Genomic DNA, 26,760 nt, shown 5'->3' with positions numbered 1-26,760 from the left:
AGTGTCCTTCGAGGAGTACGCGGCGCTGGCCCGACAACTCTCCGCCCAGCACCGCGCCGGGGAACAGCACGCCGCCGCCGAGTCCGCGCGCCGCCGCGACCTGCACGCCGCCGTCGACTACCTCCAGCAGCGGCTGACCGCCCAGGGGCAGCGCCTCGACCAGCTCGGCCGAGCCATCGGCGTCGACCAACCACCCCCTGCCCCTGCCCCCGCAGCTCCCCCCGGCCCGAGCGCGGGTCAGGGGACGGGGACGCCGGGTGAGACCGCCGCCTGGCACGCCCCGCCGTCCGGCGCCGGGTCGCCCTCCGCTGCCGCCGTACCCGGAACCGGGGACGGGGAACCCGCCGGCGCAGCCGGCGCGGCGGGGCGGGCGGGGGTCGAGGCGTACCCCCAGCTGCCGGCGGGGGACGCGCGGCTGGCGCTGCCGACGGCGGTGAGCCCGGCGGGCGGCGGGGTGCCCGCGCAGCGCGCGGCCGCGGCCGACCCGGCGGTGGAGTTGGAGCTGGCCCGGCGGATGGCCGACGAGGCCGACCGGCACGGGCAGCAGGCGGAGTTGCTGGCCCAGCGGCCGGCGCTGCTGCCGACGTGGTCGCCGCTCGCGCGGGCGGTCGCCGTCTACGCCGGGTGCGGCGCGGCGGCCGGGGTGCTCGTGCTGATGCTGGTGCTCGCCTCCGGGGTCGGTCTGGTGGACGGGTTCACCCTCGGCGCGTGGATCTGCGCGGGGTTGCCGGCGGTGGCGTTCTTCGGCGGCTACCTGGTGCTGGGCCGCTGGGGGCGGCCAGCCATGGTCGCCGGCACCCCGCCGCGGTACCTGCCGCTCGGGTTCCTGATCTGTTTCCTGGTGGTGCCGATGGCCTACTGCGCGTACCTGCTGCTGGTCCGCGGCCTGCGCTGATGACCGACCTGGCGTCCGGTCTGCGCTTCGCCGCGCAGCCTGTCGTCAGCGTGTTCGTGCCGGGCGTCCCGACCCGGGTGCCGGAGTTCGCCGGTGGTGGCGTCGTGCCGCTCGAGGTGCAGACGTATCCCCTTGAGCGGGACGATCCGTACGCCCGCGTCACCGAGTACGACCTGGTCTTCGACGAGTTGCCACCCCTCCTGCACAGCTACCTGGCCCACTGCCTGCGGGTCGCCTGCGCCGCCGGTGACACCGTGGTCTGGCTCGGCTTCGAAGGCTCGTTTTACTTCGACCACCTTCTCAGCGAGGCGATCGCGCCGCAGGTGTACGGGGTCTGCGCGCCCGGCGGCGAGCCTGTCGTGGCCCCGGATCTGCGAACCCTCCGAACACCGGAGTGGCGACTGGTCGTCACCGCCCACGGGAGCCTGCTGTAGGCCCTAGTCCAGGTGGTAGGTGATGCTGCCGGCGTCGCTGAACCTCTGCTCGGCGCCGCTGTTCGAAGGGCTGAAGACGCGGCAGGCGCAGCCATCGGCGGGCTGCCCCGCCGACGCCTCGGCGTAGTACCAGACCTGACCCAGCTGGGCCTTGAACGTGCGACTGGTTCGCGGTGGCACCTCGATCGCCCGGTGCGGTTCACACTGAGCGTCGAAGAGCCACAGCACGTACGGCTCACTGGTCGTCGAGGCGGTGCCCCGCAGCGGTTCTCCCCACCGGCTCTCGGGGATGTCCCGTTGGAAGAAGACCAACGCGTCGTGGCCCTTGGTCTTGGCGATGCAGGCCCGGTAGGAGGCTGCCCGAGATTCCGGGGTCGGACTGGGCGCGGCTGTTGCCGACGACGATGACTGGAGGCTGCTGAGGATGCTCTGCCCGTCACCGGTCGCGACGGAGACGACGAGCAGGAGGGCGAGAAGCCCGATGAGACCGCCGGACAGCCCAATGGCGCGAGCCCGGCGACCACGACCAGCCGACGTCGTGTCTGTCTTCTGAACCGTCAAGCCCCGTCACTCCCTCAGCCAGCTGCCACCGAGTCTAGGAGGCTTCGCGCTCCGGCGTGGTCCCCGTTGCCCGGCGTCGCGGCCTGCCGGATCGAGGGCTTGGTGAGGGGCGTCGGTGGCGGGCTCCTGCGGGCAAACTCCGTCAGAGCCGCTCGTGTGGGGCGACTGTTGCCCACGAGGTGACGCGGGAGCAAGCGGCCGGTCGCGCTGGGTGCGCGGATCTCGTACGCTCCCATGTGGTCTCTGCCGGTGCGGCGGTGGAGGCGATGGTCGATCACGGGGAGGTGCGCGTGAGCGCAGCACAGATCATCGCGAGGTTGGCGGCGGCGTCGCAGAAGCTGGACGAGGCGAAGGCCAAGACCGCAGCGGCAGCACAGGACGCCGCCGAGGCGCGAGCACTCGTCGCCGGTGCGCTGGAGGGTGTGGCTGCCGGTCCTCTGGTCGGCATGATCGACTCCTACCGCCAGGCGCTCGCGCAGGCGTCCCAGGGTGGCGACCCGGCCAAGCAGCACGTGCAGGAGACGATCGCCAAGGTTCGAGCGCTGGGAAACTGACCACGGGGGCGAATACTGCGGGCGGCGTGACTGCTGTGTTCGTGGTCGCCGCCAATCTCCTCGCCACAGCCTCCCGGAGGCAGTGATCAGGTGATGAAAAGTAGGTGTCGGACGTAGTTTCGACCTTCTTTTCATCACCTGATCATCGGGCGCCCTCTCGGCGGCGTGCAGCGGCGGCTCTGCCGTCGGGTCAGCGGGTGACGCGGACCGTGTTGTTGAAGTCCAGGAATTCGCAGTTCTCCTGCTCGCACAGTTCGAAGTGTCCGCTGGCGAGCGCCACGCCTCTGTTGAAGGCGAAGCCACCCGCATCCGCCAACACCCGCCCCGTCACGGCCTGGGGTTCACCGGAACAGCGGAGCGGGGCCCAGCCCGTTCCGTGTGCCACCCGGTCGCCCGACCGCTGTCGAAGGGTGAGGTTCGTGGCGCCGGACATGCCGGCCTGACAGACCACGGTGAGGGTCAGGTCGACGGCGACGCCTCGCGCGACGAGGGTCGCGGAGGTGACGTCGACGCTGCTCGCCGCGCTCGCTGGCGTCGGCGCCAGCATGACGGAGAGCGACAGCCCGAGTAGTGCGATGGTGGTGATGATGCGGCGCACGACGATCCTCCTTGCCGGAGTGGGGTGCTTACCTACCGTCACCCTAGCGTGCGCCGGCACTCACCGTCATCGATCGGCGGCGCGTTCGATGACGATGACCGGGATCTCGCGGTCGGTCCCCTTCGCGTAGCGGGCGTACGTCGGGAAGACCTTCGTCATCACCGGCCACAGCCGGACGCGCTCCTCGCCGGTGGCGGTCCGGGCCCGACCCGTGATCCGCTCCGCGCCGACCTGGATCTCCACCGCCGGGTCGGCGGTCAGGTTCAGGTACCAGGCGGGGTGTTTGGCCGCGCCGCCGTTGGACGCCACCAGCAGGTAGTTGTCCCCGTCGCGCCCGTACATGAGGGCCGTGCGGCGCAGTTGGCCCGTTCGGCGTCCGCGGGTGGTGAGCAGCAGCGAGGGTACGCCGTGGAAGGTGCCGCCGTCCGCGCCGTCGGTTCGCACGTAGCGCCGGATGTGGCTGGCGACCCAGCCGACCGGGCTGTCCTCGACCGTCTCGTGCTGCTCGTGTGTGGTCACGCCATCGCCTTCATCATCGAGTCGAACGGACGCATCGACCATACGTCGGGGTCAGAGCACCCGAAACAGTCAGCCGCGCGAGCGCGGCAGGCAGCACTTCTTGTACTTGGCGCCGGACCCGCACCAACAGGTGTCGTTGCGGCCGGGTGGCCAGGCGGTCACGCCTGCCTCGTCGAGGCTGTCGGCGTACTCGTCGAGGGTTTCCTCGCTGGTGGGGTCGTTGCCGGTGCGTTCGGCGAAGGCCGCCAGGTCGGCGACCGTGCCGACGACCACGCCCAGGTCGGTGCCGCCCATCTGGGAAGCGCCGACGAGGGCGCGTTCGGACTGCGTGCGGTGCTCGTCCCAGGTGGGCGGGTAGTTGTCCACCAGCGTGGGCCAGCGCGCCAACAGGGCGTCGAACTCGGCCTGCGGCCAGAAGAGCAGCGTCGCCGGGCCGTCGTCGACGGCGTCGAGCGCGTGGGTGCTCGCGGCGCGCAGCCGGTCGGCGAGGTTGTCGTACTCGTCGTGGGGGAGGCCCTGCTCTTCGCGCAGGTCGTGCCGCCGCTGGGTCAGGCCGTAGATCATGGCAGCGGCCTCGTCCTGGGCGTCCTCGGATTCGTGCTGCTGGGCGCGGGTCCGTTCCAGGATCGCGTCGAGCGCCCCGGTGAGCCACTCCAACGCCGTGTCGGCGCGGCCGGACTCGGCCAGCTCGTCGATCAGGTACGTGGCCGCGGGGTCGGTCTCCAGCAGCGGACGCAGGGCGGTCAGCTCGGCCGTGCCCTCGTCCGAGCGGCCGAGGCGCAGCAGCAGACCGCCGCGCACCGCCCGGGCGTACGCGTTGTCGTCCGGCTGCTCGGCGATGGCGCGGGTGGCCAGGGCGAGCGCGTCGGCAAGGTCGCCGGCCTGTTCCAGGATGTCCGCGGCGACCAGCAGGGCGTACCCGGTGTCGTCGGGATCCGCCACCCGCCCCTCGTCGACGGCGCCCACCAGTTCGGCGACGAACGCGGCCGGGTCAGGGCTCTTGAGGCCCAGGGCGCCGATCTCGTCGATGCGGTCGGCGGTCAGCAACTCGGGCATGGGCGCTTCCTGAGGAACGACGGATGGAAAGCGGTCAGCGTACTCCGGAATGCGCCGCGGCCCGGGCGGCGAACCGCCCGGGCCGCGGCGCAGTCCCTCAGCGGGTCGCCGGCATGGTGGCGAACTCGCCGGCTAGCTCCGACTCGACGATCGTCGCGGCGGACGGCCGGCGACCGGCCGACGGCCGCCGGGCGGACGGGACGGCGAGGGCCGCGAGCGCGGCGGCCAGGGCGATCGCCGTGAGGACGAGAAACCCCAGCGTGAAGCCGGCCTCCCGGGGCAGACCGTTGGCCTGCGGGTGCGCGGTGATCACGCCGCTGACCACTGCCGCGCCGATCGCGCCGCCGATGGTGCGGATGTTGGCGTTCATGCCGGTCGCCACGCCGGTCTGGCTGGCGGGCACGCTGGCGACGATCAGGTTGGCCATCGACGCGAAGGCCAGGCCGATGCCGAGGCCGACCAGGCCACCGGCGATGGCGACCTCCCAGCGGGTGTCGTGCGCGGTGGCGAGCATCGCGGAGGCCGCCACGTTGAAGGTGGCACCGGTGGCGAGCTGCGCCTTGGCGCTGAAGACGGCCTGGAGTCGCCCGGCGATGACGCCGGCGACGAACATCGCGCTGACCATCGGGAGCATGAGCAGACCAGCCTGGCTGATGCTCGCCCCGAAGCCGTAACCGGCGGCGGTCGGGGTCTGCAGGAACTGCGGGAGGAACGCGTACATGGAGAACATCGACGCGCCGTAGAGCAGGGCGACCAGGTTGGTGGTCCAGACACCGGGAAGGCGCATCATCCGCATGTCGATCAGCGGATTCTTCGACCGCAGTTCGGTGACCAGCCAGCCGACCAGCAGCACCACTGCCAGCGCCAGCAGACCGAGCACCCGGGTGGAGGTCCAGCCCCAGGCGGCGCCCTGGCTGATCGGCAGCAGCAACGCGACAAGCCAGCCGGAGAGCAGCAGGGTGGCGCGCCAGTCGATGCGACCGGGGGTGCGGACCGGCGACTCGGGCACGAACAGGTGCGCGGCCACGGCGGTCAGTCCGACCACGACCATCGGGATCCAGAACAGCCAGCGGTAGTCCAGGGTGCTGACGATCGGGCCGGCTAGCACGATGCCCAGGCCACCGCCGACGGCGACGATGGCCGAGATGGCGGCCACCGCTGTGGAGACCCGGGCGGCCGGGAACTCGTCGCGGATGATGCCGAACGACAGCGGGAAGACCGCTCCGCCGATGCCCTGCACGACCCGGGCGAGGATGAGGATGCCGATGTTCGGCGCGATGGCGGCCAGCAGGCAGCCGAGGGCGAGGGCGGCGAGCGAGACGACAAGCATCCGCTCCTTGCCGACCATGTCGCCGACGCGTCCGAGGATCGGCGTGAAGATCGACGCGCTGAGAAGGTAGGCGGTCAGGACCCAGGTCACGGTGTTCTGGGAGGTGTGCAGGTCCTGCTGGATGGTCGGCAGCACCGGGGTGATCAGCGACTGGAGCATCGCGAAGAACCCGGCGCCGGCCGCGAGCACGGTGAAGGTGAGCCGACGCGAGCCGCGTCGGGAGGTCACTGCCACGAGAGAAAACTCCCTGATTACGTACGGGAATGAAGGCTTGTCGCCCGTCGTCGGTGACGGGGTGGTCTGTCGGGGTCCGGGCGATCGGGGTGGCCAGGCAGCGATCGGGCGGGTCCCGAGGTAGAGTAACCGGAGGCAGGCCTCCGGGATTCCGGAGGGGTGCCTCCGCTAAGCTAGCGGAGGGCGTCCTCCGGATGCAAATAGAGTGAGGTGACGCACGTCATGACCAGCCCGGGGCAGGCGCCCGAGGTCTTCGCCCAGCGGCCCAAGCGGGCCGACGCGCGGCGTAACTACGACGCCCTGATCGCGGCTGCGCGTGAGGCGTTCGCCGAGAACGGAGCCGCCGCCTCCCTGGAGGACGTGGCCCGCCGGGCCGGCGTGGGCATCGGCACGCTCTACCGCAACTTCCCGACCCGCCGGCACCTGTTCGAGGCCGTCTACGTCGAGGAGGTCCGGGCGCTGTGCCACTCCGCCGAGGGCCTGGCCGAGCTGCCACCCTGGGACGCGCTCGTCGCCTGGCTGCACCGCTTCGTCGCGTACGTCGCCACCAAGCGGGCACTTGCCGAGCAACTGCTGCACGACTCCGAGATCTTCACCAGCTGCCGGGCGGAGATCTTCTCCGCCGGTGAGCCGCTGATGCGTCGCGCGCAGGCCGCCGGTGTGGTCCGTGACGACATCGGCTTCGACGACGTGGTGCGGCTGATCAGTGGCCTCACCATGGCTCAGTTCCCGTCACCCGAGCAGCGTGACCGGGTCCTCGGCGTGGCCCTGGACGGCCTGCGCCCACCAGCCACGCCGCGCTGACGCCCCGCCCGATCGCGCGGCGCTGACCGCGCGCCCCGCCGCTCAACGATCGACCAGCAGCAGCCACTCGTCGTCGAGGCGTTCCACTGTCGTGCCCTCCGGCCAGCGGTGACCACTGTCGGCCACCGCCCGGGCCTGCTCGACCTGCGGCGGCCGGCTGAACTCTGTGTCGCGGAAGCTGACCATGCTGTGGAACCGGGCCCGGCCGAAGTTGGCGGCGTCGACGAAGCGGGCCCTGTCGAACAGCGCCTCCGCGCCGAACACCGTCCAGCGGAACAGCGCCATGTTCGTGAAGCGGACGGCATGGAAGCTGGCCGACCGGCCGAACTCGGTGTGCTCCATCGACAGGGCACCGTCGAAGACGGCCTCCCGGAACGAGGCGGCGTCCTCGAAGCGGGTCGCGTCGAAGCTGGTCGGCTGGCCAAAGGTCACCCGGCGAAACGAGGTCAGGCCCGTGAAGCCGGCTCGCCGGCAGGACAGACCGCCGGAGAAGGCGGCACCATCGAAGCTGGCCCCGCCGTCGACGCGAACGCCGTCGAGGACGACCTCGCCGTCGGCCGCGAGCCCTTCGAAGGCCACGTCACCGAAGCTCGCCGCACCGAACAGGAGTCGGCCCCGCGCCGTCGCCCCCGCGAAGGTGGTCGTACCGGTGAACACCGCATCGGTGAAGGTCGCGTCGACGAGAGTGCAGCCGGCGGCGTCGAAGTCGACGAGCGCCGCGCCGGCCAGGTCGAGTCTCAGCTCCGGCCAGTGCGCGGCGTCGTCCGCGCGCAGGTGCCGGGTCAGCACGCGCTGCGCGCTGCGCCGGACCTCCGTCTCGCGCGGTTCGCCGTCGGTCGCCGGCATCCGCAGGTACGCGCAGAGCACCGCCGCGATGGTCGGGCGCTGCCCCGGGTTGTCCTGACCGAGGCGCTCCAGCGCGTGCAGGCCGCCGAGGCGTACCGCCGCGCTGTCGTTGCCGAGCAGCTCGACCGCCCGGGTGTACAGCTCGGTCAGTCGACGCTCCGCCGCGTCATGCTCGGCGGCCCCGGACTGCCGGTCCTGGTGGCGCTGCGCGGCCTCGGCCACCGCTTCGGCGTGCGCCTGCACCCGGTCCCGGTGCACCTGGTCCCGTGCGGCGACGCTCTCCTGGTGCCGCTGCGCGCGTTCGGCGATCCACTGGCGTCGGGCGGCGAGCAGCAGCGCGAGCCCTCCGCCGGTGCCGGCGACGACGGTCAGGCCGGTGCGGATCGCGTCGATGCGCAGCGTGGCGCGGGTGTCCGGTTGGCTGGCCCGGTCGGCCTCGGTGAGCAGCAGGTCCAGCACCAGCCAGCCCAGGGCGATGGCGACCAGCAGGCCGACCAGGACCAGCCACCACGGCATCACCCGCAGCTCGCGCTCGGTGGGTTCGTCGACAGCCACGGCCACAGCATGCCAGCGACCGCCGGTGTCCGATATGGAGCGGAGCGGTATGACCGTTTACGCCCCCGCCGGAACAACGGGTTACCGCCGCGTAACAAGTCATTGACGTTTCTAAATTGTTGCGGGCATGATCGTCGCACGGTCGACCGGACACCCCCACCCACCTGCCCGGTTCGCCGGGTGCCTCCCCCGGAGGTGCAGCGATGCTGCTCCGAAAGACCGCCCTCGTCCTGGCCCTCGCCACCGCCGCGCTGCTCGCGTCCACCGCCACGGCGACCGCCGCCCCCGCTTCCACCACCGCCGCCCCCACGACGCCCTTCGCCGCCGCGGCGGCCAACCCCGTGATCGTGGTCGGCGGGCTCAGCGGCGTCGCCGTCGCGTACGAGCCGATCGCCGCCCGGCTGCGCGCCGACGGCTACCGCACCTTCATCTACCAACTACCCGGGCTGGGCTTCGGTGACATCCCCACCTCGGCGCGCGCGTTCGCCGGCTACGTCGACCAGGTACGCGCCAACACCGGCGCGGCGAGCGTGGACGTCGTCGCCCACTCCGAAGGGGGCCTGGTCAGCAGGTACTACCTCAAGCGGCTCGGCGGCACCGCCACCGTCGGTCGCTACGTCAGCCTGGGCACACCCCAGTACGGCACGTACGTCGCCAACATCGTGGCGTTCCTGGGCCTGGGCAGCTGCGCCGGCGTCGTGGCCTGCCAACAGATGACCATCGGCTCGACGTTCCTCGCCGACCTCAACGCCGGCGACGACACCCCGGGCGCGGTGCGCTACACCACCATCCGCACCCTGCAGGACGAGTTGGTCCGCCCGACCGGAAACGCCGCCGTCAACGACGGTGCGACGAACGTGCTGATCCAGTCGTACTGCCCGCTGCGGGTGGTGGGGCACCTCGGTCTGGTGCTCGACGGCACGGCGTACACCATCGTGCGCGGCGCTCTGGTCGACGGCCCGGTGCGACCCAACTGCCTCGCGCTCTGACCCACTCCGGTGCGGCCGGGGGTCCTCTACACGCTCTACCGGGTGCTGCTCGAATGCAGTCCTGGGTCGACCAGCAGCGCACCGAGGCCAGCATCCGGATCCAGACCGGGGACACCGAGGTGGAGTTGCAGGTGAGCGGGCGGACCGACTCCGCTCGCCTGCTGGCCCAGGCGACCGAGGCGCTACGCGCCGCCCGGGAGTTGGGTTCGGAGCCCGGTCCGGACGCCGTCGACTGAGCCGACGGCGTCCGGATCGGCGCGTCAGCTCGCCTTGGCGAGCGCCTCGAACTCGTCGTCGGTGAGCCGCACGTCGGCCGCGCCCACGTTCTCCTCCAGGTGCGCCACCGAGGACGTGCCGGGGATCGGCAGCATCACCGGCGAGCGACGCAGCAGCCAGGCCAGCGCGAGCTGCGCGGGCGACGCGCCGTGCGCGGTGGAGATGGCGTCCAGCGGGCCGCCCGGGCGGGCCAGCTCACCGGTCGCGATCGGGAACCACGGGATGAACGCGAGGTCGTTGCGCTCGCAGAACTCCAGCACGTCCTCGGCGCTGCGGTTGGCGAGGTTGTACAGGTTCTGCACCGACGCGATCGTGGTGATCGCCCGGGACTCCTCGATCTGCGCGACGCTCACCTCGGACAGCCCGATGTGCTGGATCTTGCCTTCCTCCCGCAGCAGCGCCAGCTCACCGAGCTGGTCGGCGAGCGGCACCTTCGGGTCGATCCGGTGCAGCTGGTACAGCGGGATGCTGTCCAGACCGAGGTGACGCAGGCTCAGCTCGCACTGCTGGCGCAGGTACTCCGGGCGGCCCAGCGCACGCCAGTCGCCGGGGCCGGAGCGGCTCAGCCCGGCCTTCGTCGCGATCACCAGGTCATCGGCGTAGGGGTGCAGCGCCTCCCGGATCAGCAACTCCGAGACGAACGGCCCGTACGAGTCGGCGGTGTCGATGAACGTCACGCCCAGCTCGACCGCACGGCGCAGCACGCGAACCGCCTCGGCCGGGTCCTTCGGGTCACCCCAGACACCCGGGCCGGTGATCTGCATGGCCCCGTAGCCGAGCCGGTTGACGGTGACGTCGCCACCGATCCGGTACGTGCCGGACGCCTTCGCGGGCTGCTCACTGATATTTGTCGCCATTGCCCGATCCCCAATCGTCTCGTCGTGGCGGGCGTGGACAGCGCGGGCGTGAAGAGCCCACCCACCACCGAAGGATCATCCCCCGGAACCCCGCCGCCATGCCGCCGGTCGGCCGAGTGTGGGCGCGGACACGTCGTCAGCGCGCCGAGTCGAGTTGCCGGGAAGCGCCCGGTACGACCGGGGTGTCCGTGCGACGCTGGCCGGAGCCGGTGCGTTCCGGCGCGACGGCGGAGGGAGCACCCATGGGAGTGCCGCAGGTCAACTTCGCGCTCGACACGTACGAGTGCATCGTGATCTATCCCGGCGCGGCCGGGCGGGCCCTGCCCGGCGAGACCGTGCAGCGGTTGCAGGCCGAGCACTCCGAACACATGCAGGCGTTGCAGCGACGCGGCATCGTCCTGGTCGCCGGCTCAGTGGACGGGCCGGCGCGTGAGCCGGATCCGCCGATCGGCTTCGGGCTGGCCCGTACCGGCAGCGTCGACGATGTCCGCAGCGTGCTGGAGGCAGACCCGGCGGTGCAGGCCGGGCTCTACCGGGTGGAGGTGCTGACCTTCCTCTGCCCGGCCGGTTCCCTGGAGTTCCCGCTGGTCAAGGCGGGCAGCTGAGCCGCCGGTCCATCGGCGGCTGTCGTGATGATGACGGCGCTCGCCCGCCTCCCGGTGCTACGGTCGCGCCCAGCGCGGGCCGCCGCCGGGGCGTACCCGGTGTCGTGGGTCGGCCCCGGTCGAGGAGTCGCCATGATCTCCGCCGCCACCCCCGATGTCGCGTCGGCCGCCGCCCGACTGCGTGCCCTGCTCGGCGACCGGCTGCACGAGCCGGGCGATCCCGGTTACGCCGTCACCACCCGGCTCTGGAACGGCGCGGTGGCGCGCACGCCCGCGCTGGTCGCCAGGTGCCAGGACTCCGACGAGGTGGCCGAGGCGGTCCGCATCGCCACCCGGTGCCACCTGCCCCTCTCGGTCCGCTCCGGAGGGCACGACTGGGCCGGCCGGGCGCTGCGCGACGGCGCTCTGGCGCTCGATCTGACCGGGCTGCGTTCCGTCAGGGTCGACCCGGACGCGGCCACCGTGACCATCGGCGGCGGCGCCACGGCGGCCGAACTGCTCGCCGCCGCCCGCCCGTACGACCTGGTGGTCCCCACCGGCGTGGTCGGTGCCGTGGGGATGGCCGGGCTCACCCTCGCCGGCGGATACGGGCCGCTGTGCGGCCGGTTCGGTCTGGCCCTGGACAGCCTGCTCGGCGCGGAGGTGGTTCTCGCCAACGGCCGCCGGGTCACCGCTGACCCCCGGCACGACGCCGAGCTGTACTGGGCGTTGCGCGGCGGCGGCGGCAACCTCGGCATCGTCACCGAGCTGCGCTTCCGCGCGCACCGGCTGCCCGGTGTGCTGGCCGGCATGATCATGTTCGCGCTCTCCGAGGCGCCGGCTGTGCTGCGCGGCTACGGCGCCCTGGTCGCCGAGGCTCCGGACGAGCTGACCGTGATGGCCGGCTTCCTGCCCGGCCCGGCCGGCGAGCCGGTGATCTTCGTCTGCCCGTTCTACAGCGGCCCCGACCTGGAAGCCGGGGCGCCGTGGATGGACCGGCTGCGCGCGTTGGGCACCCCGCTTGTCGACCAGATCGGCCCGATGCCGTACGCGGACGCGCTGCGGATGTTCGACGGCGGGATGGTCGACGGCAACCACTACCTGCTGCGGACCCGGTGGTTGCCCGCGCTCACCGACGGCGCGGTGGACACCCTCGTCGACGCGGCCCGGCAGCTCACCTCGCCGTTCTCCGCGCTGGCCGTGCACCACTTCCACGGCGCGGCCACCCGGGTCCGACCCGCCGACACGGCGTTCGGGCTGCGCACCGATCACCTGATGGCCGAGATCATCGCGGTGTGGGCTCCCGGCGACCAGGCCGGTCCGCACCGCGAGTGGGCCGAGCGGACCTCTGCGGCGCTCGCCCCGCACGCCCTGCCCGGTGGTTACCCCAACCTGCTCGCCCCCGAGGAGACCGACCGGGTCCGGCTCGCCTACGGCGCGAACTGGGCGCGGCTGCGCCGGGCCAAGCGCCGCTACGACCCCCGCGACCTGCTGCACGCGGTGCCCACCCTGCCACCCGCGGAGCACCCGGAGTGAGCCGCCACCTGCCGCCCTCGGGGCACCCGGAATGAGCCGCCGCCTGCCGCCCTCGGGGCACCCGGGGTGAGCCGCCGCCGGGAGCACCCCGACAGCGCACGCCGGCAGAGGCGTACGATTCCCGGCGCGCGGTCGCTGATGCCCGTCGCCACAACGTTCCCGGTGCGGTTCCGCCCGCCGGCCCGACGCGCACCGCGCGTCGTTGGACACCTGTTCCACTGCCTGCAAGGGGTCGGCCCTGAGTCCGACCTGAAGGAGAGACTAGCCTGATGGGCGTGACACGCCGCGCGAAGATCGTCTGCACTCTTGGTCCCGCCACCTCGTCCCCGGAGCGCATCCGGGGTCTCGTCGAGGCCGGCATGAACGTGGCGAGGCTCAACTTCAGCCACGGCAGTCACGCCGACCACGAGGCGGTCTACCGACTGGTCCGGGAGGCGTCGGAGGCAACAGGTAAGCCGGTCGCCGTCCTCGCCGACCTGCAAGGCCCGAAGATCCGGCTCGGTCGGTTCGCCGACGGCCCCCACGAGTGGCGCACCGGTGACTCCGTCGTGATCACCGGCGACGACGTCATCGGCACCAAGGAGCGGGTCTCCTGCACCTACCGCAAGCTGCCGCAGGAGGTGAAGCCCGGTGACCGACTGCTGATCGACGACGGTCGGGTCGCCGTCGAGGTCACCGACGTCACCGGCAACGACATCCGCTGCCTCGTCACCGAGGGCGGCCCGGTCTCCAACAACAAGGGCGTGTCGCTGCCCAACGTGGCGGTCAGCGTGCCCGCCATGTCGGACAAGGACGCCGAGGACCTGCGCTTCTCCCTGGGTCTCGGCGTCGACCTGGTGGCGCTCTCCTTCGTCCGCTCGGCCGAGGACATCAAGCTCGTGCACGGAATCATGGCCGAGGAGGGCGTGTTCCGGCCGGTGCTCGCCAAGGTCGAGAAGCCGGAGGCGGTGGAGCACCTGGAGGCCATCGTGCTGGCCTTCGACGGCGTCATGGTCGCCCGCGGTGACCTCGGTGTCGAGATGCCGCTGGACGAGGTCCCGCTGGTGCAGAAGCGCGCCGTGCAGTTGTGCCGGGAGAACGCCAAGCCCGTCATCGTGGCCACCCAGATGCTCGACTCCATGATCGAGAATTCCCGCCCCACCCGGGCGGAGGCCTCCGACGTCGCCAACGCGGTGCTCGACGGCGCGGACGCGGTGATGCTCTCCGGCGAGACCAGCGTCGGCAAGTATCCGGTGCTCACCGTGAGCACCATGGCCAAGATCGTGACGACCACCGAGGCCGGCTCCATCGGGGTGCCGCGGTTGCAGCACGACCCGCGTACCCACGGTGGCGCCCTCACCGTCGCCGCCTCGTCGATCGCGCGGGCCATCAACGCCAAGGCGCTCGTCGCGTTCTCGCAGACCGGTGACACCGTGCGACGGCTGTCCCGCCTGCACTGCGACCTGCCGCTGCTGGCCTTCACGCCGGTCCCCGAGGTGCGCGACCAGCTCGCCCTCACCTGGGGCGTGGAGACCTTCCTGATGCCGTTCGTGCAGCACACCGACGACATGTTCCGCCAGGTCGACCAGGCGCTGCTCGGCCTCGATCGGGCCAACCCCGGTGACTACGTGGTGATCGTGGCGGGTAGCCCGCCCGGCACCCCCGGCTCGACCAACACGCTGCGCGTACACCAGCTCGGCTCGCTGGTCGACGCCGCGTCGGCGCGGGCCCTGCAGTGAGCGACGGTCGGGTCGCGGTCGGCCAGGCGGCGGTGGACCAGCTGCTGGAAGTGTTGGACCTCGACTCGACCGGGGAGATGACCTTCCGGGGGATGAGCCCCCCGGTCGGCCCACAACGGGTGTACGGCGGCCAGGTCGCCGGTCAGGCACTGGTCGCCGCCGGCCGCACCGTCGACCCGGAGCGGTTCGTGCACTCGCTGCACGGTTACTTCGTCCGCCCCGGCGACCCGGTCGAACCGATCGCGTACGAGGTGGAGAACATCCGCGACGGCCGGTCCTTCTCGGTCCGCCGCGCGGTCGCCCTCCAGCACGGCAAGCCGATCTTCTTCATGTCGGCGTCGTTCCAGCGGGCCGAGGAGGGGCTGGACCACCAGGCCCCGGCCCCGCTGGACGTGCCCCCGCCGCAGGAGGTGCCGACGATGACCGACCGGCTCTCCCGCTACCCGGAGCGGCTGGGCATCTGGGGTCAGATCCCGCGACCGATCGACGTGCGCTACGTGGGCGAGCCCGGCTGGGTCCGCCCCGGCGACCGGCCCGCCGACCCGCACCAGCGCGTCTGGATGCGCATCGACGGCAAACTGCCCGACGACCCCCTGCTGCACGCCTGCGCGCTCACCTACGCCTCGGACCTCACCCTGCTGGACTCGGTGCTCTCCGCGCACGGCGAGGTGTGGGGGCCGGGCGGGTTGGTCGGCGCGAGCCTGGACCACGCGCTGTGGTTCCACCGGCCGTTCCGGGCCGACGAGTGGTTCCTCTACGACTGTCTGAGCCCGTCGGCGTCCGGCGCGCGCGGGCTGGCCACCGGCCGGATGTTCACCACGGACGGCCGGCAGATCGCCAGCGCCGTCCAGGAGGGTCTGCTGCGCCGCGTCGGTGCCTGACGCTCTGGCTCATCTCCGCTGATCAGTCGTCGCTCGCCCCGCCAGCCAGGTGTCGTTCATCCACGGCAGGCAGGTGTCGCTCGTCCCCGCCAGGCAGCTGGCGGGGATGACGTGCTTCAGGCCTGGTAGATGGCTTCGCCAGCGATCTCGATCTGCACCGTCTTGCCGACCAGCACCCCGCCGCTCTCCAGGACGACATTCCAGAGCAGGCCGTAGTCCTCACGGTTCATCTCGGCCGTCGCGCTGAATCCGAAGATGTTCTGCCCGTACGGATCCTGACGAGCACCACCAAAATTCACCTCCAGGTCGACGGCCCGGGTGATCCCCTTCACGGTCAACTCACCGGTGAGGACGAATCGTCCGGGAATACCGTCGGACTGCGGCGGAACAATGTGACTTCGGCCTCGTCCGCCCAACCGATGGTTGCGCAGGCGCGCCCACTGGAATATGGGGTCCTCGTTGCCCTGCCATTTGATACCGGTGCTTCGATATTCGAGGGTGGGAAAACGCTCCACATCGAGAAAGTCGGCACTCTTCAGATGCGTGTCCCGGTCGACACTCCCGGTGGTGATGCTGGCCGACATGATGGTGGCCGTCACCGAGGAGAGCAGCGGGTCCTCCGCCACGAAGATCTCCGCCGTGGCCTCGGCGAACTCGCCTCGCACCGGGCTCACCATCATGTGCCGGGACAGGAAACCGATCCGCTTGTGCGCCTGATCGAGAAGATAGGTGCCGGCCACCGGGATGGTCATGCCGTCCCAGGTGCGTGTCGCGATATCGGTCATCGTGTTGCCTTCCCCCCGAGCGCACCCCGGGTGTTTATCAATATGTTGCTGGCGGCCCCGTAAACGGCCAGACATTCGCACTCACGTCCAGCATAGGGACGCTCCGGAACGGCATTTCGGCCGCCACCGTGCGGTGGATCATGACGTACTTCACCGGTCCCTACCGGCGGCCGTTCATCGGTCCGGCCCGGCGGCCCGGACGGATGCCGGCGGGGCTGCTTCCCATCGACGCGTGGCCGATCGGCCGAGGGTCGCCCGCCCGCCCGGTTGACCAGCGACTAACCTTGCCGACATGCGTCTCTCCGCCCGGGTCGACTATGCCCTCCGCGCGGCCGCCGAGCTTGCCGCGACGGCCAGCGGCCCCGGGCGCGGCCGGCCGGTGACGGCCGACCAGATCGCCCGCGCCCAGGAGATCCCGCCGAAGTTCCTGGAGAGCATCCTTCTCCAGCTGCGCCGTGGCGGCATCGTGCACGCCCAGCGTGGTCCGGAGGGCGGCTACTGGCTGGCCCGCCCCGCCGAGGAGATCTCCCTCGCCGAGGTCATCCGGGTGATCGACGGGCCCCTCGCCCACGTACGCGGGCAACGCCCCGAGCAGCTCGGGTACCACGGCCCGGCGCATGCCCTCCAGGAGGTCTGGATCGCGCTACGGGCAAGCGAGCGGGAGATCCTGGAACTGGTCAGCGTCGCCGACGTGGCCGCCGGCACCCTGCCCGCGCGGGTCACCGAGCTGGCCGCCGACCCGCGCGCCTGGATCTGAGCGCCGGCTCGCCTCCCGGCCCCACACCACCCGGTCGCTGACCCGGCCGCGTCCCATCCACCGATCGGGGGCTTGACCCTGGCTGCCCCATCCCGCATTGTCGACCAAGTCGATAGGAGATGCCGAAAAGTCTGGGGGCGCTCGTGCGCAAGCTGTTGGTCCTCGCTCTGGTCGGGCTCGTCGCGCAACTGATCGATGGTTCGCTCGGCATGGCATACGGCTTGACCTCGTCCACTCTGCTGCTGGTCGCCGGAGTCGCCCCGGCCGCCGCCTCGGCCTCGGTGCACCTGGCCGAGATCGGCACCACGCTCGCCGCCGGGGTCGCGCACTGGCGGTTCGGCAACGTCGACTGGCGGGTGGTGACGCGCATCGCCCTACCCGGCGCTGTCGGCGCCTTCGCCGGCGCCACCCTGCTCAGCTCGATCTCCACCGAGGCCGCCGGACCGTGGATGGCCGGCATCCTCTTCACGCTCGGCGCGTACCTCCTGATCCGCTTCGCCCGACCACTGCGCACCGACCGGGTCGGCGGACGGCTCCGCAGTCGTTTCCTCGGCCCCCTGGGCCTGGTCGCCGGCTTCGTCGACGCGACCGGCGGCGGCGGATGGGGCCCGGTGGCCACCCCCGCGCTGCTGGTCTCCGGCCGCATGGAACCGCGCAAGGTGATCGGCTCCGTGGACACCTCCGAGTTCGTCGTGGCCGGCGCGGCCAGCATCGGCTTCCTGATCGGGCTGGGCTCGGAGGGATTCCTGCTCCCCACCGTCGCCGCGCTACTCATCGGTGGGCTCATCGCCGCCCCACTGGCCGCCTGGCTGGTGCGAATCGTGCCCGCCCAACTGCTCGGCGCGGCAGTCGGCGGCGTGATCGTGCTGACCAACGCCCGCACCCTGATCCGCTCCGCCGAACTGGACGGTCCGGTCCGCCCCGCCCTGTACGCCCTGCTCGCCGCCGGCTGGCTGGCCGCCCTGGTGTTGGCCGTACGCGCCCTACGCCGTACCCGCCGCGCCCGCGCCGAGGCCGCCGAAGCCGCCACCGCTGCTCCCGCCGCCGCTGCCGGCGTGTCCGCCGAGGCCTCCGACGCTGCAACCGTCGACGAAATCCCGGCCGATCTGGCCGCAACGGGTACGCCCAACCCACGCTGAACCCCGTTGCGCCCACCCACCCGCCGATGCCCGGTCAAACGCCGTCATCGCCGAGGTTGAGTCACCAAGATCGCGCAACATCCTGGATGTAGTGGCTTCCCGGCGTTCCGTGGCCACTACATCCTGGTTTGAGCGTGACCTTGGCGGCGGTGGGCGCCCTGCACCCTGCCCCCGGTCGGTCGGGCACGGTGTTCGTCGTCGAGATCCGCGCTCCATCAGGGATGGTGCGCAGATCTTGCGCGGGACGCGAGGACGCGAGGGCGTGAGGGCGTGAGGGCGTGGGGAACGTGGGGGAGCGGGACGGGGCGACGGCCGGTCAGGGGGTATGCAGGGTGTTGGCTGCCTCGGAGAGCAGGGTCCAGGCTTCGTCGATGTGCGCTTCGGTGGTCTGGGGTGAACCGACCGCCAGCCGCAGCGTGTAGCGGTCGGCGACGCGGGTGTGCGTGAGGTGCACCCGTCCGGTGGCGTTGACCGAGGCCAGTAACGCCGCGTTGGTGTCGTCGTCGGCGCGTAGTCGGAAGCAGACCAGCGAGAACGGGTGCGCCGCGGCCAGCTCGAACCGGCCGTCGGTGCGGACCCGCTCGCCGAACCGTTCGGCCAGCGCCACCCCGGAGCGGATGTGCGCCCGCAGCCCTTCGGCGCCGTACCAGCGCAGCACGAACCACAGCTTGAGGGACCGGAACCGCCGGCCCAGCGGCACCTGCCAGTCCCGGTAGTCAATCACCGCGCCGGATTCGGAGGCCGCGTTGCGCAGGAACTCCGGCAGTACGGTCAGCGCCTCGATCAGTTCGGCCCGGTCGGCCACCCAGAAGGCGTCGCAGTCGAAGCCGGTGAGCAGCCACTTGTGCGGGTCGAAGCAGTAGGAGTCGGCGTACTCCAGGCCGGCGTGCGTCCACCGCAGTTCGGGGCAGACGGCGGCGGCGCCCGCGTACGCGGCGTCCACGTGCAGCCAGATCCCGTACTCGGCGCAGATGGCCCCGATCTCCGGCAGCGGGTCGACGGCGGTGGTGGAGGTGGTGCCGATGGTCGCCACCACGATGGCCGGTACGTCACCGGCGGTCAGGTCGGCTTCGATGGTGGCCCGCAGCGCGCCGGGCAGCATCGCCTGGGTGTCCGGGTCCACCTCGATCGACCGGATTCCGTCGCTGCCCAGCCCGGCGATCCGTACCGCCTTCTCGATGGACGAGTGCCCGTGGATGGAGGTGTAGGCGCGATAGCGCCGGTTGATGCCGGTGTGCCGCCAGCGGCCGCCGCTGGCCCGGTGCAGTGCGGCCAGGGTGGCCACCAGCGTCGCCGAGGACGCCGAGTCCTGGATGACCCCACCGCCGGTGCCGGTGGAGCGGAACCGCTGTGGCAGGTCCAGCAGGTGGGCCAGCCAGTCCATCATCACCGTCTCCAGCTCGGTGCAGGCCGGGCTGGAGGCCCAGAGCATGCCCTGGACGCCGAGCCCGGAGCTGACCAGGTCCCCGAGCACGCTCGGGCCGGAGGTGTTGCCGGGGAAGTAGCCGAAGAAGCCCGGGTGCTGCCAGTGGGTCAGCCCCGGTACGACGATCGAGTCCAGGTCGGCCAGGATCGCCTCGACCGGTTCGCCGCCGGTGGTGGGCGGCTCGCTGGGTAGGGCGGCGGACACGGTGCCCGGTGGGTCGGCCGGGGCGACCGGTCGTTGCTCCACTGTCGCCCAGTAGTCGGCGATCCAGTCGACGACGGCGTGGCCGGCGCGACGGAATTCGGCGGGATCCATGTGGTGAGCGCTCACTCGGACGAGTTGATCAGGCATCGATCACCGAGGCAAGAGCGAGACGCCGCCGAGGCAACAGCGAGACGCCACGCAGGAGCGAGACCCACCGGGGTAAGAGCGAGACCCCACGCAGGAGCAGGACGCGCAACCAAGCGACGATGATCGATGTTGCGTGCCGGAAAGCGCTTGCCTTACGATGCGCGGTGAGTCGGATCCGTGAGTTCCAGGGCGTTTCACCCCGATCAGATCGCCGTCCGCCGCCGTCGCGGTGGGTTGGTCCACTGTGCTTCCCGGGCAGGGCCGGTGGGTCGTAGCGATCATCACCGGATCCCCGGAGGCAGCGCATGCACCCGTCCAGACATCGGCTGACCCTGCTCGCCGTCATGACGGCGGCCACCGTCGTGGCCGGCACCCTCGGCACGGTCGTCGCCTCGGCCGCCGCCGTCGGCTGCCGGGTCGACTATCAGATCACCAACCAGTGGCAGGGTGGCTTCGGCGCCAACGTCACCGTCACCAACCTCGGCGACCCGCTCAATGGGTGGGCCGTCACGTGGTCGTACGCCGCGGGCCAGCAGGTCACCCAGGCGTGGAACGCCGCCGTCACCCAGTCCGGCGCCCAGGTCACCGCGCGCAACGTCGACCACAACCCCGCCATCGCCACGAACGGCAGCGCCTCGTTCGGCTTCAACGGTTCGTGGACCGGCAGCAACCCGGTGCCGGGCAGCTTCGCGCTCAACGGCACCACCTGCACGGGCGCCCCACCCACCGACGAGCCGACCACCCCGCCTCCGACCACCCCGCCTCCGACCACGCCACCTCCGACCACGCCACCTCCGACCACGCCACCTCCGACCACGCCTCCGCCGTCGGCCGGGGTGGTGCAGATGGAGAAGTTGGACCGAGGGCTGGTCAGCGTCCGCTCCGGCAGCGGCAACCTGGTCTCCTGGCGGTTGCTCGGCACCGAGACCTCCGGAGTGGCGTTCAACCTCTACCGGGGAACCACCAAGATCAACGCCAGCCCGATCACCGGCGCCACCAACTACCTCGACAGCGGCGCGGCGGCCGGCTCGGCGTACACCGTGCGGGCCGTGGTGGGCGGCGCCGAGCAGGCGGCGTCACCGCCGGCGTTGCAGTTCGGCGCGGGTTACCTGGACGTGCCGTTGCAGGTCCCGGCCGGGGGCAGCACCCCCAGCGGCGAGAGCTACTCCTACAGCGCCAGCGACGCCTCCGTCGGCGACCTCAACGGCGACGGAAACTACGAGATCGTGCTCAAGTGGGAACCGTCGAACGCCAAGGACAACTCCCAGTCCGGCTACACCGGCAACGTCTACGTCGACGCGTACACACTCACCGGCACCCGGTTGTGGCGGGTCGACCTGGGCCGCAACATCCGGGCCGGCGCCCACTACACCCAGTTCCAGGTGTACGACTACGACGGCGACGGCCGCGCCGAGGTGGCCATGAAGACCGCCGACGGCACCCGCTCCGGCACCGGTCAGGTCATCGGTTCGTCGTCGGCGGACCACCGCAACTCCAGCGGTTACGTGCTCTCCGGCCCGGAGTACCTGACCATGTTCAACGGGCAGACCGGCGCGGTCGCCTCCACCGTCAACTACGACCCGCCGCGCGGCACCGTGTCGTCCTGGGGCGACTCGTACGGCAACCGGGTGGACCGGTTCCTCGCCGGCACCGCGTACCTGGACGGGCAGCGCCCCTCGCTGATCATGGCCCGGGGTTACTACACCCGCGCGGTGATCGCCGCCTGGGACTTCCGCAACGGCACGCTGACCAAGCGCTGGACCTTCGACTCGAACTCCTCCGGCAACGGCGCCGCCGCCGGGCAGGGCAACCACCAGCTCTCCGTGGCCGACGTCGACGCCGACGGTCGCCAGGAGATCGTGTACGGGGCCGCCACCATCGACGACAACGGTCGGCTGCTCCACTCGACGGGCAACGGCCACGGCGACGCGATGCACGTGGGGGACCTGGACCCGGGCCGCGCCGGCCTGGAGGTGTTCAAGGTCGACGAGGACGCCAGCAAGCCCAGTTCCTACTTCGCCGACGCCCGTACCGGTCAGGTCCTCTGGTCCACGCCGGCGTCCGGGGACAACGGCCGGGGCGTCTCCGCGGACATCTGGGCGGGCAGCCCCGGCGCGGAGTCGTGGTCGTCGGCGGTCGCCGGACTGGCCAACACCAGGGGGCAGAACGTCGGGCGCAAGCCGTCCTCGGCCAACTTCCTCGCCTGGTGGGACGGCGACCCGGTGCGGGAACTGCTCGACGGCACGAAGATCGACAAGTACGGCACCGGCGGCGAGACCCGGCTGCTCGACGGCAGCGGGGTGGCTTCCAACAACGGCACCAAGTCCACGCCGGCGCTCTCCGGCGACATCCTGGGCGACTGGCGCGAGGAGGTGATCTGGCGGACCACCGACAGCCGGGCTCTGCGCATCTACAGCACACCCACCCCGACCAGCACCCGGATCTACACCCTGATGCACGACCCGCAGTATCGGGTGGCGATCGCGTGGCAGAACACCGCCTACAACCAACCGCCGCACCCGGGGTTCTTCATCGGCAACGGAATGGGCACCCCGCCCACGCCGGACATCCACCTACGGTGATGCAGCCCCTGGCGGCCCCGAGCGGGGTCGCCTAGGGTGGCAGGCACCGGGCCGCAGCCGCGGAATCCGCTCAGCTCCGGCCCGGTGCGCCACACCGCGGCATTCCCAACCCGTCCCGACCGGGAATGCCGTACCACCACCGGCACCAACATTAGGCACCGTCCGGGTCGGCGGGGTGACGCCGACGTGAAGATCGTGTTTCACGCGCCCTGGCGTAGACCGCCCGCCACCTGCTCGGCGATCAGTTCGTACGACCGCACCCGGTCCTGCACGTCGTACACCAGCGTGGTCAGCATCAGCTCGTCCGCGCCGGTGCGCTCCACCAGGTCGGTCAGCTGCCGACGCACCGTCTCCGGCGAGCCCATCGCCTGGCCGTCACGGCGCGCCAGGACGAACTCCCGCTCGATCTCCGAGTACGGGTAGGCCGCCGCCTCGTCGGGCGTGGACAGCGGCTCCGGCCGCCCGGAGCGCAACTTCAAGAACGACAGGGCGCTCGGCCCGGCCAACCATTCGGCCCGCTCGTCGGTCTCCGCGCACACGGCGTTGACCGCCACCATCGCGTACGGCTTGTCCAGCCACTGCGACGGCCGGAAGTTCTGCCGGTACAGGGCCAACGCCGGCAGGGTGTTCTGCGAGCTGAAGTGGTGCGCGAAGGAGAACGGCAGACCGAGCAGACCGGCGAGCTGGGCGCTGAAACCGCTGGAGCCCAACAGCCACACGGCCGGCTGCTCACCGCGGCCCGGCGTGGCGATGATCTGCCCCGGCTTCTCCCCGCTGAAGTAGTTCATCAGGTCCGTCAGCTCGCGCGGGAAGCCCTCCGCCGACAGGCCCTCCATGGTGCGCCGCAACGCCAGCGCGGTCACCTGGTCGGTGCCCGGCGCCCGCCCGATGCCCAGGTCGATCCGACCCGGGTGCAGCGCCTCCAGGGTGCCGAACTGCTCGGCCACCACCAGCGGCGCGTGGTTGGGCAGCATCACCCCACCCGACCCCAGCCGGATCGTCGAGGTGTTCGCCGCCAGGTGCGCCAGCAGCACCGCGGGGGCGGAGCTGGCGATCGCCGGCATGTTGTGGTGCTCGGCCACCCAGAACCGGTGGTAGCCCAACTCCTCGGTGCGGCGGGCCAGCTCCGTGGTGGCCTGCAACGCCGCGCCAGCGGTGGTGCCCTTGGCGACCGGGGCAAGATCAAGAACAGACAACGGTACGGTGATCACACGGTCAGCCAACCCGTCACCGACCGGCTTTGTTCCAACATGCGGGTTTTCGTCGGCCAACTCACCCGTCGCTCAGCCCATCCCGCGCGCCTGCTCGAAGATCAGACTGGTCTGCGTGTGCTGCACCACCGGGTCCACAGCCAGATGGTCCAGCACGAAGTCCCGCAACGCGTCGCCGGACGCCGCCCGCACATGCAGCACGTAGTCCTCCGCACCGGCCACGTGGAACACCGACACCACCCCCGGCAGCCGCACCGACCGGGCCCGGAACGCGTCCACCGCCGCCCGCTCGTGCGCGGTCAACCGCACCGACACCAACGCCTGCAACGGCAGACCGAGCGCCGCCGGATCCACCTCGGCGTGGAACCCACGGATCGCACCGCGCTCGCGCAGCGCCCGGGTACGCGTCAGGCACGTCGACGGCGCCACACCCACCCGCTCGGCGAGGGCGTTGTTCGGCAGACGGCCATCCGCCGCCAGCTCGGTCAGGATCGCGCGGTCCACCTCATCCAGGGCCGGGTAGGGCCGCAGATCATTCGGCTCAGGGGGCATTGAGCCATCCTCGCCCGAATCCAACACGAAAACCAGCCGATTCGCAGAATCATCTGCCGAACCGTTGCCCATCAGAGGTCAGATGTTCGACGCTACCGCCATGACAACGATGGACACCCGGGCCGTCCACGCCGGTCGCGAGGACCTGCGCACCCTCGGCGTGCACGTACCACCCATCGACCTGTCGACCACCAACCCGCTGCCCTCCGTCGACGACGGCGGCGCCGCGTACGAGCAACTCGCCACCGGCGGCACGCTCCCCGCCGACGGCGGCGCCGTCTACCAACGGCTCTGGAACCCCACCGTCGCCCGCTTCGAAACCGCCCTCGCCGAGTTGGAAGGCACCGCCCAGGCCGTCGCCTTCGCCAGCGGAATGGCCGCCCTCACCGCCACCCTGCTCGCCGCCACCCGCGACGACCGCCGACACGTCATTGCCGTCCGACCCCTCTACGGCGGCACCGACCACGTCCTCGCCACCGGCCTGCTCGGCACCACCGTCACCTGGACGCGCCCCGACGAGGTCGCCGCCGCCATCCGCCCCGACACCGCACTGGTCATCGTCGAGACACCCGCCAACCCCACCCTCGACCTGGTCGACATCGCCGCCCTCGCCGCCGCGGCCGGCGACATCCCACTGCTGGTCGACAACACCGTCGCCACCCCCGTACTGCAACAACCCGCCCGCCACGGCGCCACCCTCGTCCTGCACAGCGCCACCAAGAGCATCGGCGGACACGGCGACGTCCTCGCCGGCGTCGTCGCCTGCGACGACACCTGGGCCGTACGCCTGCGCCAGGTCCGCGCGGTCACCGGCGCGATCCTGCACCCCCTCGGCGGCTACCTGCTGCACCGCGGCCTGCAAACCCTGCCGCTGCGGGTCCGCGCCCAACAGGCCACCGCCGAGAAAGTCGCCGGCTGGCTCGCCGACCACCCCGCCGTACACCGGGTGCACCACCCCTCGGTGCACGACCCGGCGGCGCTGGTCGGGCGGCAGATGTCCGGCCCCGGCAGCCTGCTCGCCTTCGAGGTACGCGGCGGCGCGCCCGCCGCGGCCGCCGTCGCCGGCGCCTGCCGCCTCATCACCCACGCGGTGTCCCTCGGCGGCGTGGACAGCCTCATCCAGCACCCCGCCTCACTCACCCACCGGCCGGTCGAGGGCGACGCCAAACCCGCTGCCGCCCTGCTGCGCCTCTCGGTCGGCCTCGAAGACCCCGAAGACCTGCGTGCCGACCTGGCCCACGCCCTCGACACGATCGCCTGACCCTCAGCGCAGCTCGCGGTTGCCCAACACCCGCACCGGCGAACCCTCCCGGGCCACCCGCAACATCGCCCGACCGATCCCGTCGGTCGTGGTGACCTGGTTCGGCAGCAAGCGACGCAGCACCGGAAACAGCGGGCGGGTGACCGCGTACCCGAACCGGTACCACCGCGTCTTCGACACGGCCCCGTACGTCGGCTGGATGAACCCCGGCCGCGCCGCGTAACCGTTGGTCAGAAGATCCATGATCGCGTTCTCGGCGCGCCCCTTGACCCGCGCCCACATCACCCGACCCTGACCCGACGAATCGGTGCCCTGACCCGAGACGTAGACGAAGGTGACCTGCGGGCTCACCTCGGCCAACAACCGTGCCGCAGCGAGGGGGTAGTCGTAGCTGACCCGCGTGTACGCGGCTTCGTCCAGACCCAGTGAGGACACCCCCAGGCAGTAGAAACACGCGTCCACATCGGTCAACTCGGCCCGCACCGCGTCCAACTCGCCCACGTCCGCGACCGTCAGCTCCCGCAGCTTCGGATCACGCGCACCGGTCGGCCGCCGACCGACAGTGAGCACCTCGCGCACGTCGTCGGCGAGCAGGCACTCGCGCAACACGCCCTGACCGACCATCCCGGTCGCACCGAAGACAACCACCCGCATCAGATCCACCCCTGTCGCCGCCGCTGCCACCGGCCATCCGGCCGCGCGTCAGCCAGGCTGCCACGGTCGGCGTGATCCGCGCGGCACCGGTCAGGACTTGGGGCCGACGTGCCGGTCCAGCGTGGCGACGGCGTCGCGGCGCGCCACCGACAGCGAGTTGCGTCGGTTCATCCGCCAGGCGACGCCGAGCAGGTCGAGGCTCCACTGGCAGAGCCGCATGATGTCGGCCGACTCGTTGACGAACATGTAGCGCGGGTAGATGTAGTGCCGGCCTCTCGTCGTGACCCGGTTGGCGATGCGGCAGCCGTCGGAGTGGAACAGCCCTCGCAGGAAGTCGCCGGGGTGCTGTTCGATGATCGGTCGTTGCCAGTCGGCGAGGACGATCGGTCGCTTGTGCTTCTTGCCGGGACCGTGCTGCGGGAGCAGGCAGGGCCAGTGGAGGCCGCTGCTTTCGACCGAGACGCAGCCCTGCTTGGTGATCCTTTGCACACGCGCGGCGAGCACCGCGAGCATGGCGGCCTCGCACGCGTCGATGAGATCCGGATACGTCGCCGTGCAAGCAATCCGCAGCACCGGGACCTTCGGTGAGACGGCCAGATGACCGTCGCCCAGGTAGAGACCGAGCAGGTAGGCATAGGCGGCGGGTTCCGTCGGATTCTCGACATCCGACCGGCATCGGAAGCACCGTAGCTCCGTGCCGCGCTTCACCGGTTCCGGTCGATCGACACACCAGTGCCAGACGGTCGCGTAAGGCAGGGAGAGCGTGCGAGCTACTGCGTGGATGTTGTGTCCGCGAGCGCGGAGGGCGCGGGCCT

General features: G+C 71.5%; 27 protein-coding genes. 14 read left to right on the top strand and 13 right to left on the bottom strand.

The window, feature by feature from the left end; translation table 11 throughout:
* The first annotated feature begins 1 nt into the window (after window position 1).
* Window positions 2-895 (top strand): hypothetical protein, encoded by an 894-nt coding sequence (locus tag ACFYP0_RS11485; protein ID WP_356979636.1) that lies wholly within the window; start codon window positions 2-4, stop codon window positions 893-895.
* A complete protein-coding gene (locus tag ACFYP0_RS11480) occupies window positions 895-1,329 on the top strand; it encodes a hypothetical protein (RefSeq protein ID WP_356979634.1) in 435 nt (144 codons plus the stop codon). The genes ACFYP0_RS11485 and ACFYP0_RS11480 overlap by 1 nt, the downstream gene beginning before the upstream one ends.
* 3 nt (window positions 1,330-1,332) lie before the next feature.
* Here the strand turns inward: ACFYP0_RS11480 and ACFYP0_RS11475 are convergent, their stop codons facing one another.
* A complete protein-coding gene (locus ACFYP0_RS11475; protein WP_356979632.1) occupies window positions 1,333-1,890 on the bottom strand; it encodes a hypothetical protein in 558 nt (185 codons plus the stop codon).
* A 290-nt stretch (window positions 1,891-2,180) separates the two neighbouring features.
* Here ACFYP0_RS11475 and ACFYP0_RS11470 point away from each other — a divergent pair, with 290 nt between their 5' ends.
* Entirely contained in the window at window positions 2,181-2,444 is a 264-nt protein-coding gene (locus tag ACFYP0_RS11470) for a DUF6244 family protein (protein ID WP_030489032.1), read from the top strand.
* Window positions 2,445-2,634: 190 nt separating this feature from the next.
* On the opposite strand, the gene ACFYP0_RS11465 is transcribed toward ACFYP0_RS11470, so the two are convergent.
* The 4 genes from ACFYP0_RS11465 to ACFYP0_RS11450 form a co-directional block, all read right to left on the bottom strand.
* Window positions 2,635-3,042, bottom strand: coding sequence for a hypothetical protein (locus ACFYP0_RS11465; RefSeq protein ID WP_124860214.1), 408 nt, complete (start codon window positions 3,040-3,042; stop codon window positions 2,635-2,637).
* 66 nt (window positions 3,043-3,108) lie between these two features.
* Complete coding sequence (locus ACFYP0_RS11460) at window positions 3,109-3,561, bottom strand: nitroreductase family deazaflavin-dependent oxidoreductase (RefSeq protein ID WP_355502293.1); 453 nt, start codon at window positions 3,559-3,561, stop codon at window positions 3,109-3,111.
* A gap of 69 nt (window positions 3,562-3,630) precedes the next feature.
* Complete coding sequence (locus tag ACFYP0_RS11455) at window positions 3,631-4,617, bottom strand: SEC-C domain-containing protein (RefSeq protein ID WP_356979629.1); 987 nt, start codon at window positions 4,615-4,617, stop codon at window positions 3,631-3,633.
* 97 nt (window positions 4,618-4,714) lie between these two features.
* On the bottom strand, window positions 4,715-6,181 hold the full coding sequence (locus ACFYP0_RS11450; protein ID WP_355502300.1) for an MFS transporter: 1,467 nt from the start codon (window positions 6,179-6,181) through the stop codon (window positions 4,715-4,717).
* 222 nt (window positions 6,182-6,403) lie between these two features.
* On the opposite strand from ACFYP0_RS11450, the gene ACFYP0_RS11445 reads away from it, so the two are divergent.
* On the top strand, window positions 6,404-6,985 hold the full coding sequence (locus tag ACFYP0_RS11445; protein ID WP_124860222.1) for a TetR/AcrR family transcriptional regulator: 582 nt from the start codon (window positions 6,404-6,406) through the stop codon (window positions 6,983-6,985).
* Window positions 6,986-7,027: 42 nt separating this feature from the next.
* Here the strand turns inward: ACFYP0_RS11445 and ACFYP0_RS11440 are convergent, their stop codons facing one another.
* Window positions 7,028-8,386 carry a pentapeptide repeat-containing protein gene (locus ACFYP0_RS11440; RefSeq protein WP_355502303.1) on the bottom strand — a complete coding sequence of 453 codons (1,359 nt, stop codon included), beginning with the start codon at window positions 8,384-8,386 and terminating at the stop codon, window positions 7,028-7,030.
* 203 nt (window positions 8,387-8,589) lie between these two features.
* Between ACFYP0_RS11440 and ACFYP0_RS11435 the strand changes: the two genes are divergently transcribed.
* Both ACFYP0_RS11435 and ACFYP0_RS11430 read left to right on the top strand, forming a co-directional pair.
* The gene (locus ACFYP0_RS11435) at window positions 8,590-9,375 is read left to right on the top strand and encodes an esterase/lipase family protein (protein ID WP_355502306.1); all 786 of its coding nucleotides are present in this window, start codon (window positions 8,590-8,592) and stop codon (window positions 9,373-9,375) included.
* A gap of 53 nt (window positions 9,376-9,428) precedes the next feature.
* Complete coding sequence (locus ACFYP0_RS11430) at window positions 9,429-9,611, top strand: hypothetical protein (protein ID WP_355502308.1); 183 nt, start codon at window positions 9,429-9,431, stop codon at window positions 9,609-9,611.
* A 24-nt stretch (window positions 9,612-9,635) separates the two neighbouring features.
* Here the strand turns inward: ACFYP0_RS11430 and ACFYP0_RS11425 are convergent, their stop codons facing one another.
* On the bottom strand, window positions 9,636-10,508 hold the full coding sequence (locus ACFYP0_RS11425; protein ID WP_091407870.1) for an aldo/keto reductase: 873 nt from the start codon (window positions 10,506-10,508) through the stop codon (window positions 9,636-9,638).
* Between the two features lie 242 nt (window positions 10,509-10,750).
* On the opposite strand from ACFYP0_RS11425, the gene ACFYP0_RS11420 reads away from it, so the two are divergent.
* The 4 genes from ACFYP0_RS11420 (at window position 10,751) to ACFYP0_RS11405 (ending at window position 15,227) form a co-directional block, all read left to right on the top strand.
* Window positions 10,751-11,113 carry a YciI family protein gene (locus ACFYP0_RS11420; RefSeq protein WP_124860231.1) on the top strand — a complete coding sequence of 121 codons (363 nt, stop codon included), beginning with the start codon at window positions 10,751-10,753 and terminating at the stop codon, window positions 11,111-11,113.
* A 132-nt stretch (window positions 11,114-11,245) separates the two neighbouring features.
* Window positions 11,246-12,628 carry an FAD-binding oxidoreductase gene (locus ACFYP0_RS11415; protein ID WP_355502311.1) on the top strand — a complete coding sequence of 461 codons (1,383 nt, stop codon included), beginning with the start codon at window positions 11,246-11,248 and terminating at the stop codon, window positions 12,626-12,628.
* Between the two features lie 269 nt (window positions 12,629-12,897).
* Window positions 12,898-14,346 (top strand): pyruvate kinase, encoded by a 1,449-nt coding sequence (gene pyk / locus ACFYP0_RS11410; RefSeq protein WP_112582693.1) that lies wholly within the window; start codon window positions 12,898-12,900, stop codon window positions 14,344-14,346.
* The gene (locus tag ACFYP0_RS11405; protein WP_124860235.1) at window positions 14,343-15,227 is read left to right on the top strand and encodes an acyl-CoA thioesterase; all 885 of its coding nucleotides are present in this window, start codon (window positions 14,343-14,345) and stop codon (window positions 15,225-15,227) included. Before pyk ends, ACFYP0_RS11405 begins: the two co-directional genes overlap by 4 nt.
* 116 nt (window positions 15,228-15,343) lie before the next feature.
* Here the strand turns inward: ACFYP0_RS11405 and ACFYP0_RS11400 are convergent, their stop codons facing one another.
* Window positions 15,344-16,012, bottom strand: coding sequence for a YceI family protein (locus ACFYP0_RS11400; protein WP_112582691.1), 669 nt, complete (start codon window positions 16,010-16,012; stop codon window positions 15,344-15,346).
* A 292-nt stretch (window positions 16,013-16,304) separates the two neighbouring features.
* On the opposite strand from ACFYP0_RS11400, the gene ACFYP0_RS11395 reads away from it, so the two are divergent.
* Window positions 16,305-16,769 (top strand): RrF2 family transcriptional regulator, encoded by a 465-nt coding sequence (locus ACFYP0_RS11395; protein ID WP_091407884.1) that lies wholly within the window; start codon window positions 16,305-16,307, stop codon window positions 16,767-16,769.
* Window positions 16,770-16,912: 143 nt separating this feature from the next.
* On the top strand, window positions 16,913-17,908 hold the full coding sequence (locus ACFYP0_RS11390; protein ID WP_355502316.1) for a sulfite exporter TauE/SafE family protein: 996 nt from the start codon (window positions 16,913-16,915) through the stop codon (window positions 17,906-17,908).
* Between the two features lie 316 nt (window positions 17,909-18,224).
* Here ACFYP0_RS11390 and ACFYP0_RS11385 read toward each other — a convergent pair whose 3' ends face one another.
* A complete protein-coding gene (locus ACFYP0_RS11385; RefSeq protein WP_356979623.1) occupies window positions 18,225-19,649 on the bottom strand; it encodes a pyridoxal-dependent decarboxylase in 1,425 nt (474 codons plus the stop codon).
* A gap of 341 nt (window positions 19,650-19,990) precedes the next feature.
* Here ACFYP0_RS11385 and ACFYP0_RS11380 point away from each other — a divergent pair, with 341 nt between their 5' ends.
* Window positions 19,991-22,267 (top strand): rhamnogalacturonan lyase family protein, encoded by a 2,277-nt coding sequence (locus ACFYP0_RS11380; protein ID WP_356979621.1) that lies wholly within the window; start codon window positions 19,991-19,993, stop codon window positions 22,265-22,267.
* 200 nt (window positions 22,268-22,467) lie between these two features.
* Here ACFYP0_RS11380 and ACFYP0_RS11375 read toward each other — a convergent pair whose 3' ends face one another.
* Together ACFYP0_RS11375 and ACFYP0_RS11370 are read right to left on the bottom strand one after the other, a co-directional pair.
* The gene (locus ACFYP0_RS11375; protein ID WP_350861084.1) at window positions 22,468-23,478 is read right to left on the bottom strand and encodes an LLM class flavin-dependent oxidoreductase; all 1,011 of its coding nucleotides are present in this window, start codon (window positions 23,476-23,478) and stop codon (window positions 22,468-22,470) included.
* Window positions 23,479-23,550: 72 nt separating this feature from the next.
* On the bottom strand, window positions 23,551-24,030 hold the full coding sequence (locus tag ACFYP0_RS11370; protein ID WP_112582687.1) for an Lrp/AsnC family transcriptional regulator: 480 nt from the start codon (window positions 24,028-24,030) through the stop codon (window positions 23,551-23,553).
* An 82-nt stretch (window positions 24,031-24,112) separates the two neighbouring features.
* On the opposite strand from ACFYP0_RS11370, the gene ACFYP0_RS11365 reads away from it, so the two are divergent.
* Window positions 24,113-25,291 (top strand): trans-sulfuration enzyme family protein, encoded by a 1,179-nt coding sequence (locus ACFYP0_RS11365; RefSeq protein WP_355502323.1) that lies wholly within the window; start codon window positions 24,113-24,115, stop codon window positions 25,289-25,291.
* Between the two features lie 3 nt (window positions 25,292-25,294).
* Here the strand turns inward: ACFYP0_RS11365 and ACFYP0_RS11360 are convergent, their stop codons facing one another.
* Together ACFYP0_RS11360 and ACFYP0_RS11355 are read right to left on the bottom strand one after the other, a co-directional pair.
* Complete coding sequence (locus ACFYP0_RS11360) at window positions 25,295-25,945, bottom strand: NAD-dependent epimerase/dehydratase family protein (RefSeq protein WP_356979618.1); 651 nt, start codon at window positions 25,943-25,945, stop codon at window positions 25,295-25,297.
* A 90-nt stretch (window positions 25,946-26,035) separates the two neighbouring features.
* Complete coding sequence (locus tag ACFYP0_RS11355; RefSeq protein WP_355502328.1) at window positions 26,036-26,653, bottom strand: transcriptional regulator; 618 nt, start codon at window positions 26,651-26,653, stop codon at window positions 26,036-26,038.
* Window positions 26,654-26,760: the final 107 nt, after the last annotated feature.

The sequence above is a fragment of the Micromonospora arida genome, assembly GCF_042873195.1.
Classification (GTDB): Bacteria; Actinomycetota; Actinomycetes; order Mycobacteriales; family Micromonosporaceae; genus Micromonospora; species Micromonospora arida.
Note: the sequence above shows the minus strand (reverse complement) of the source record. Positions and strands in the feature narration are given on the sequence as shown.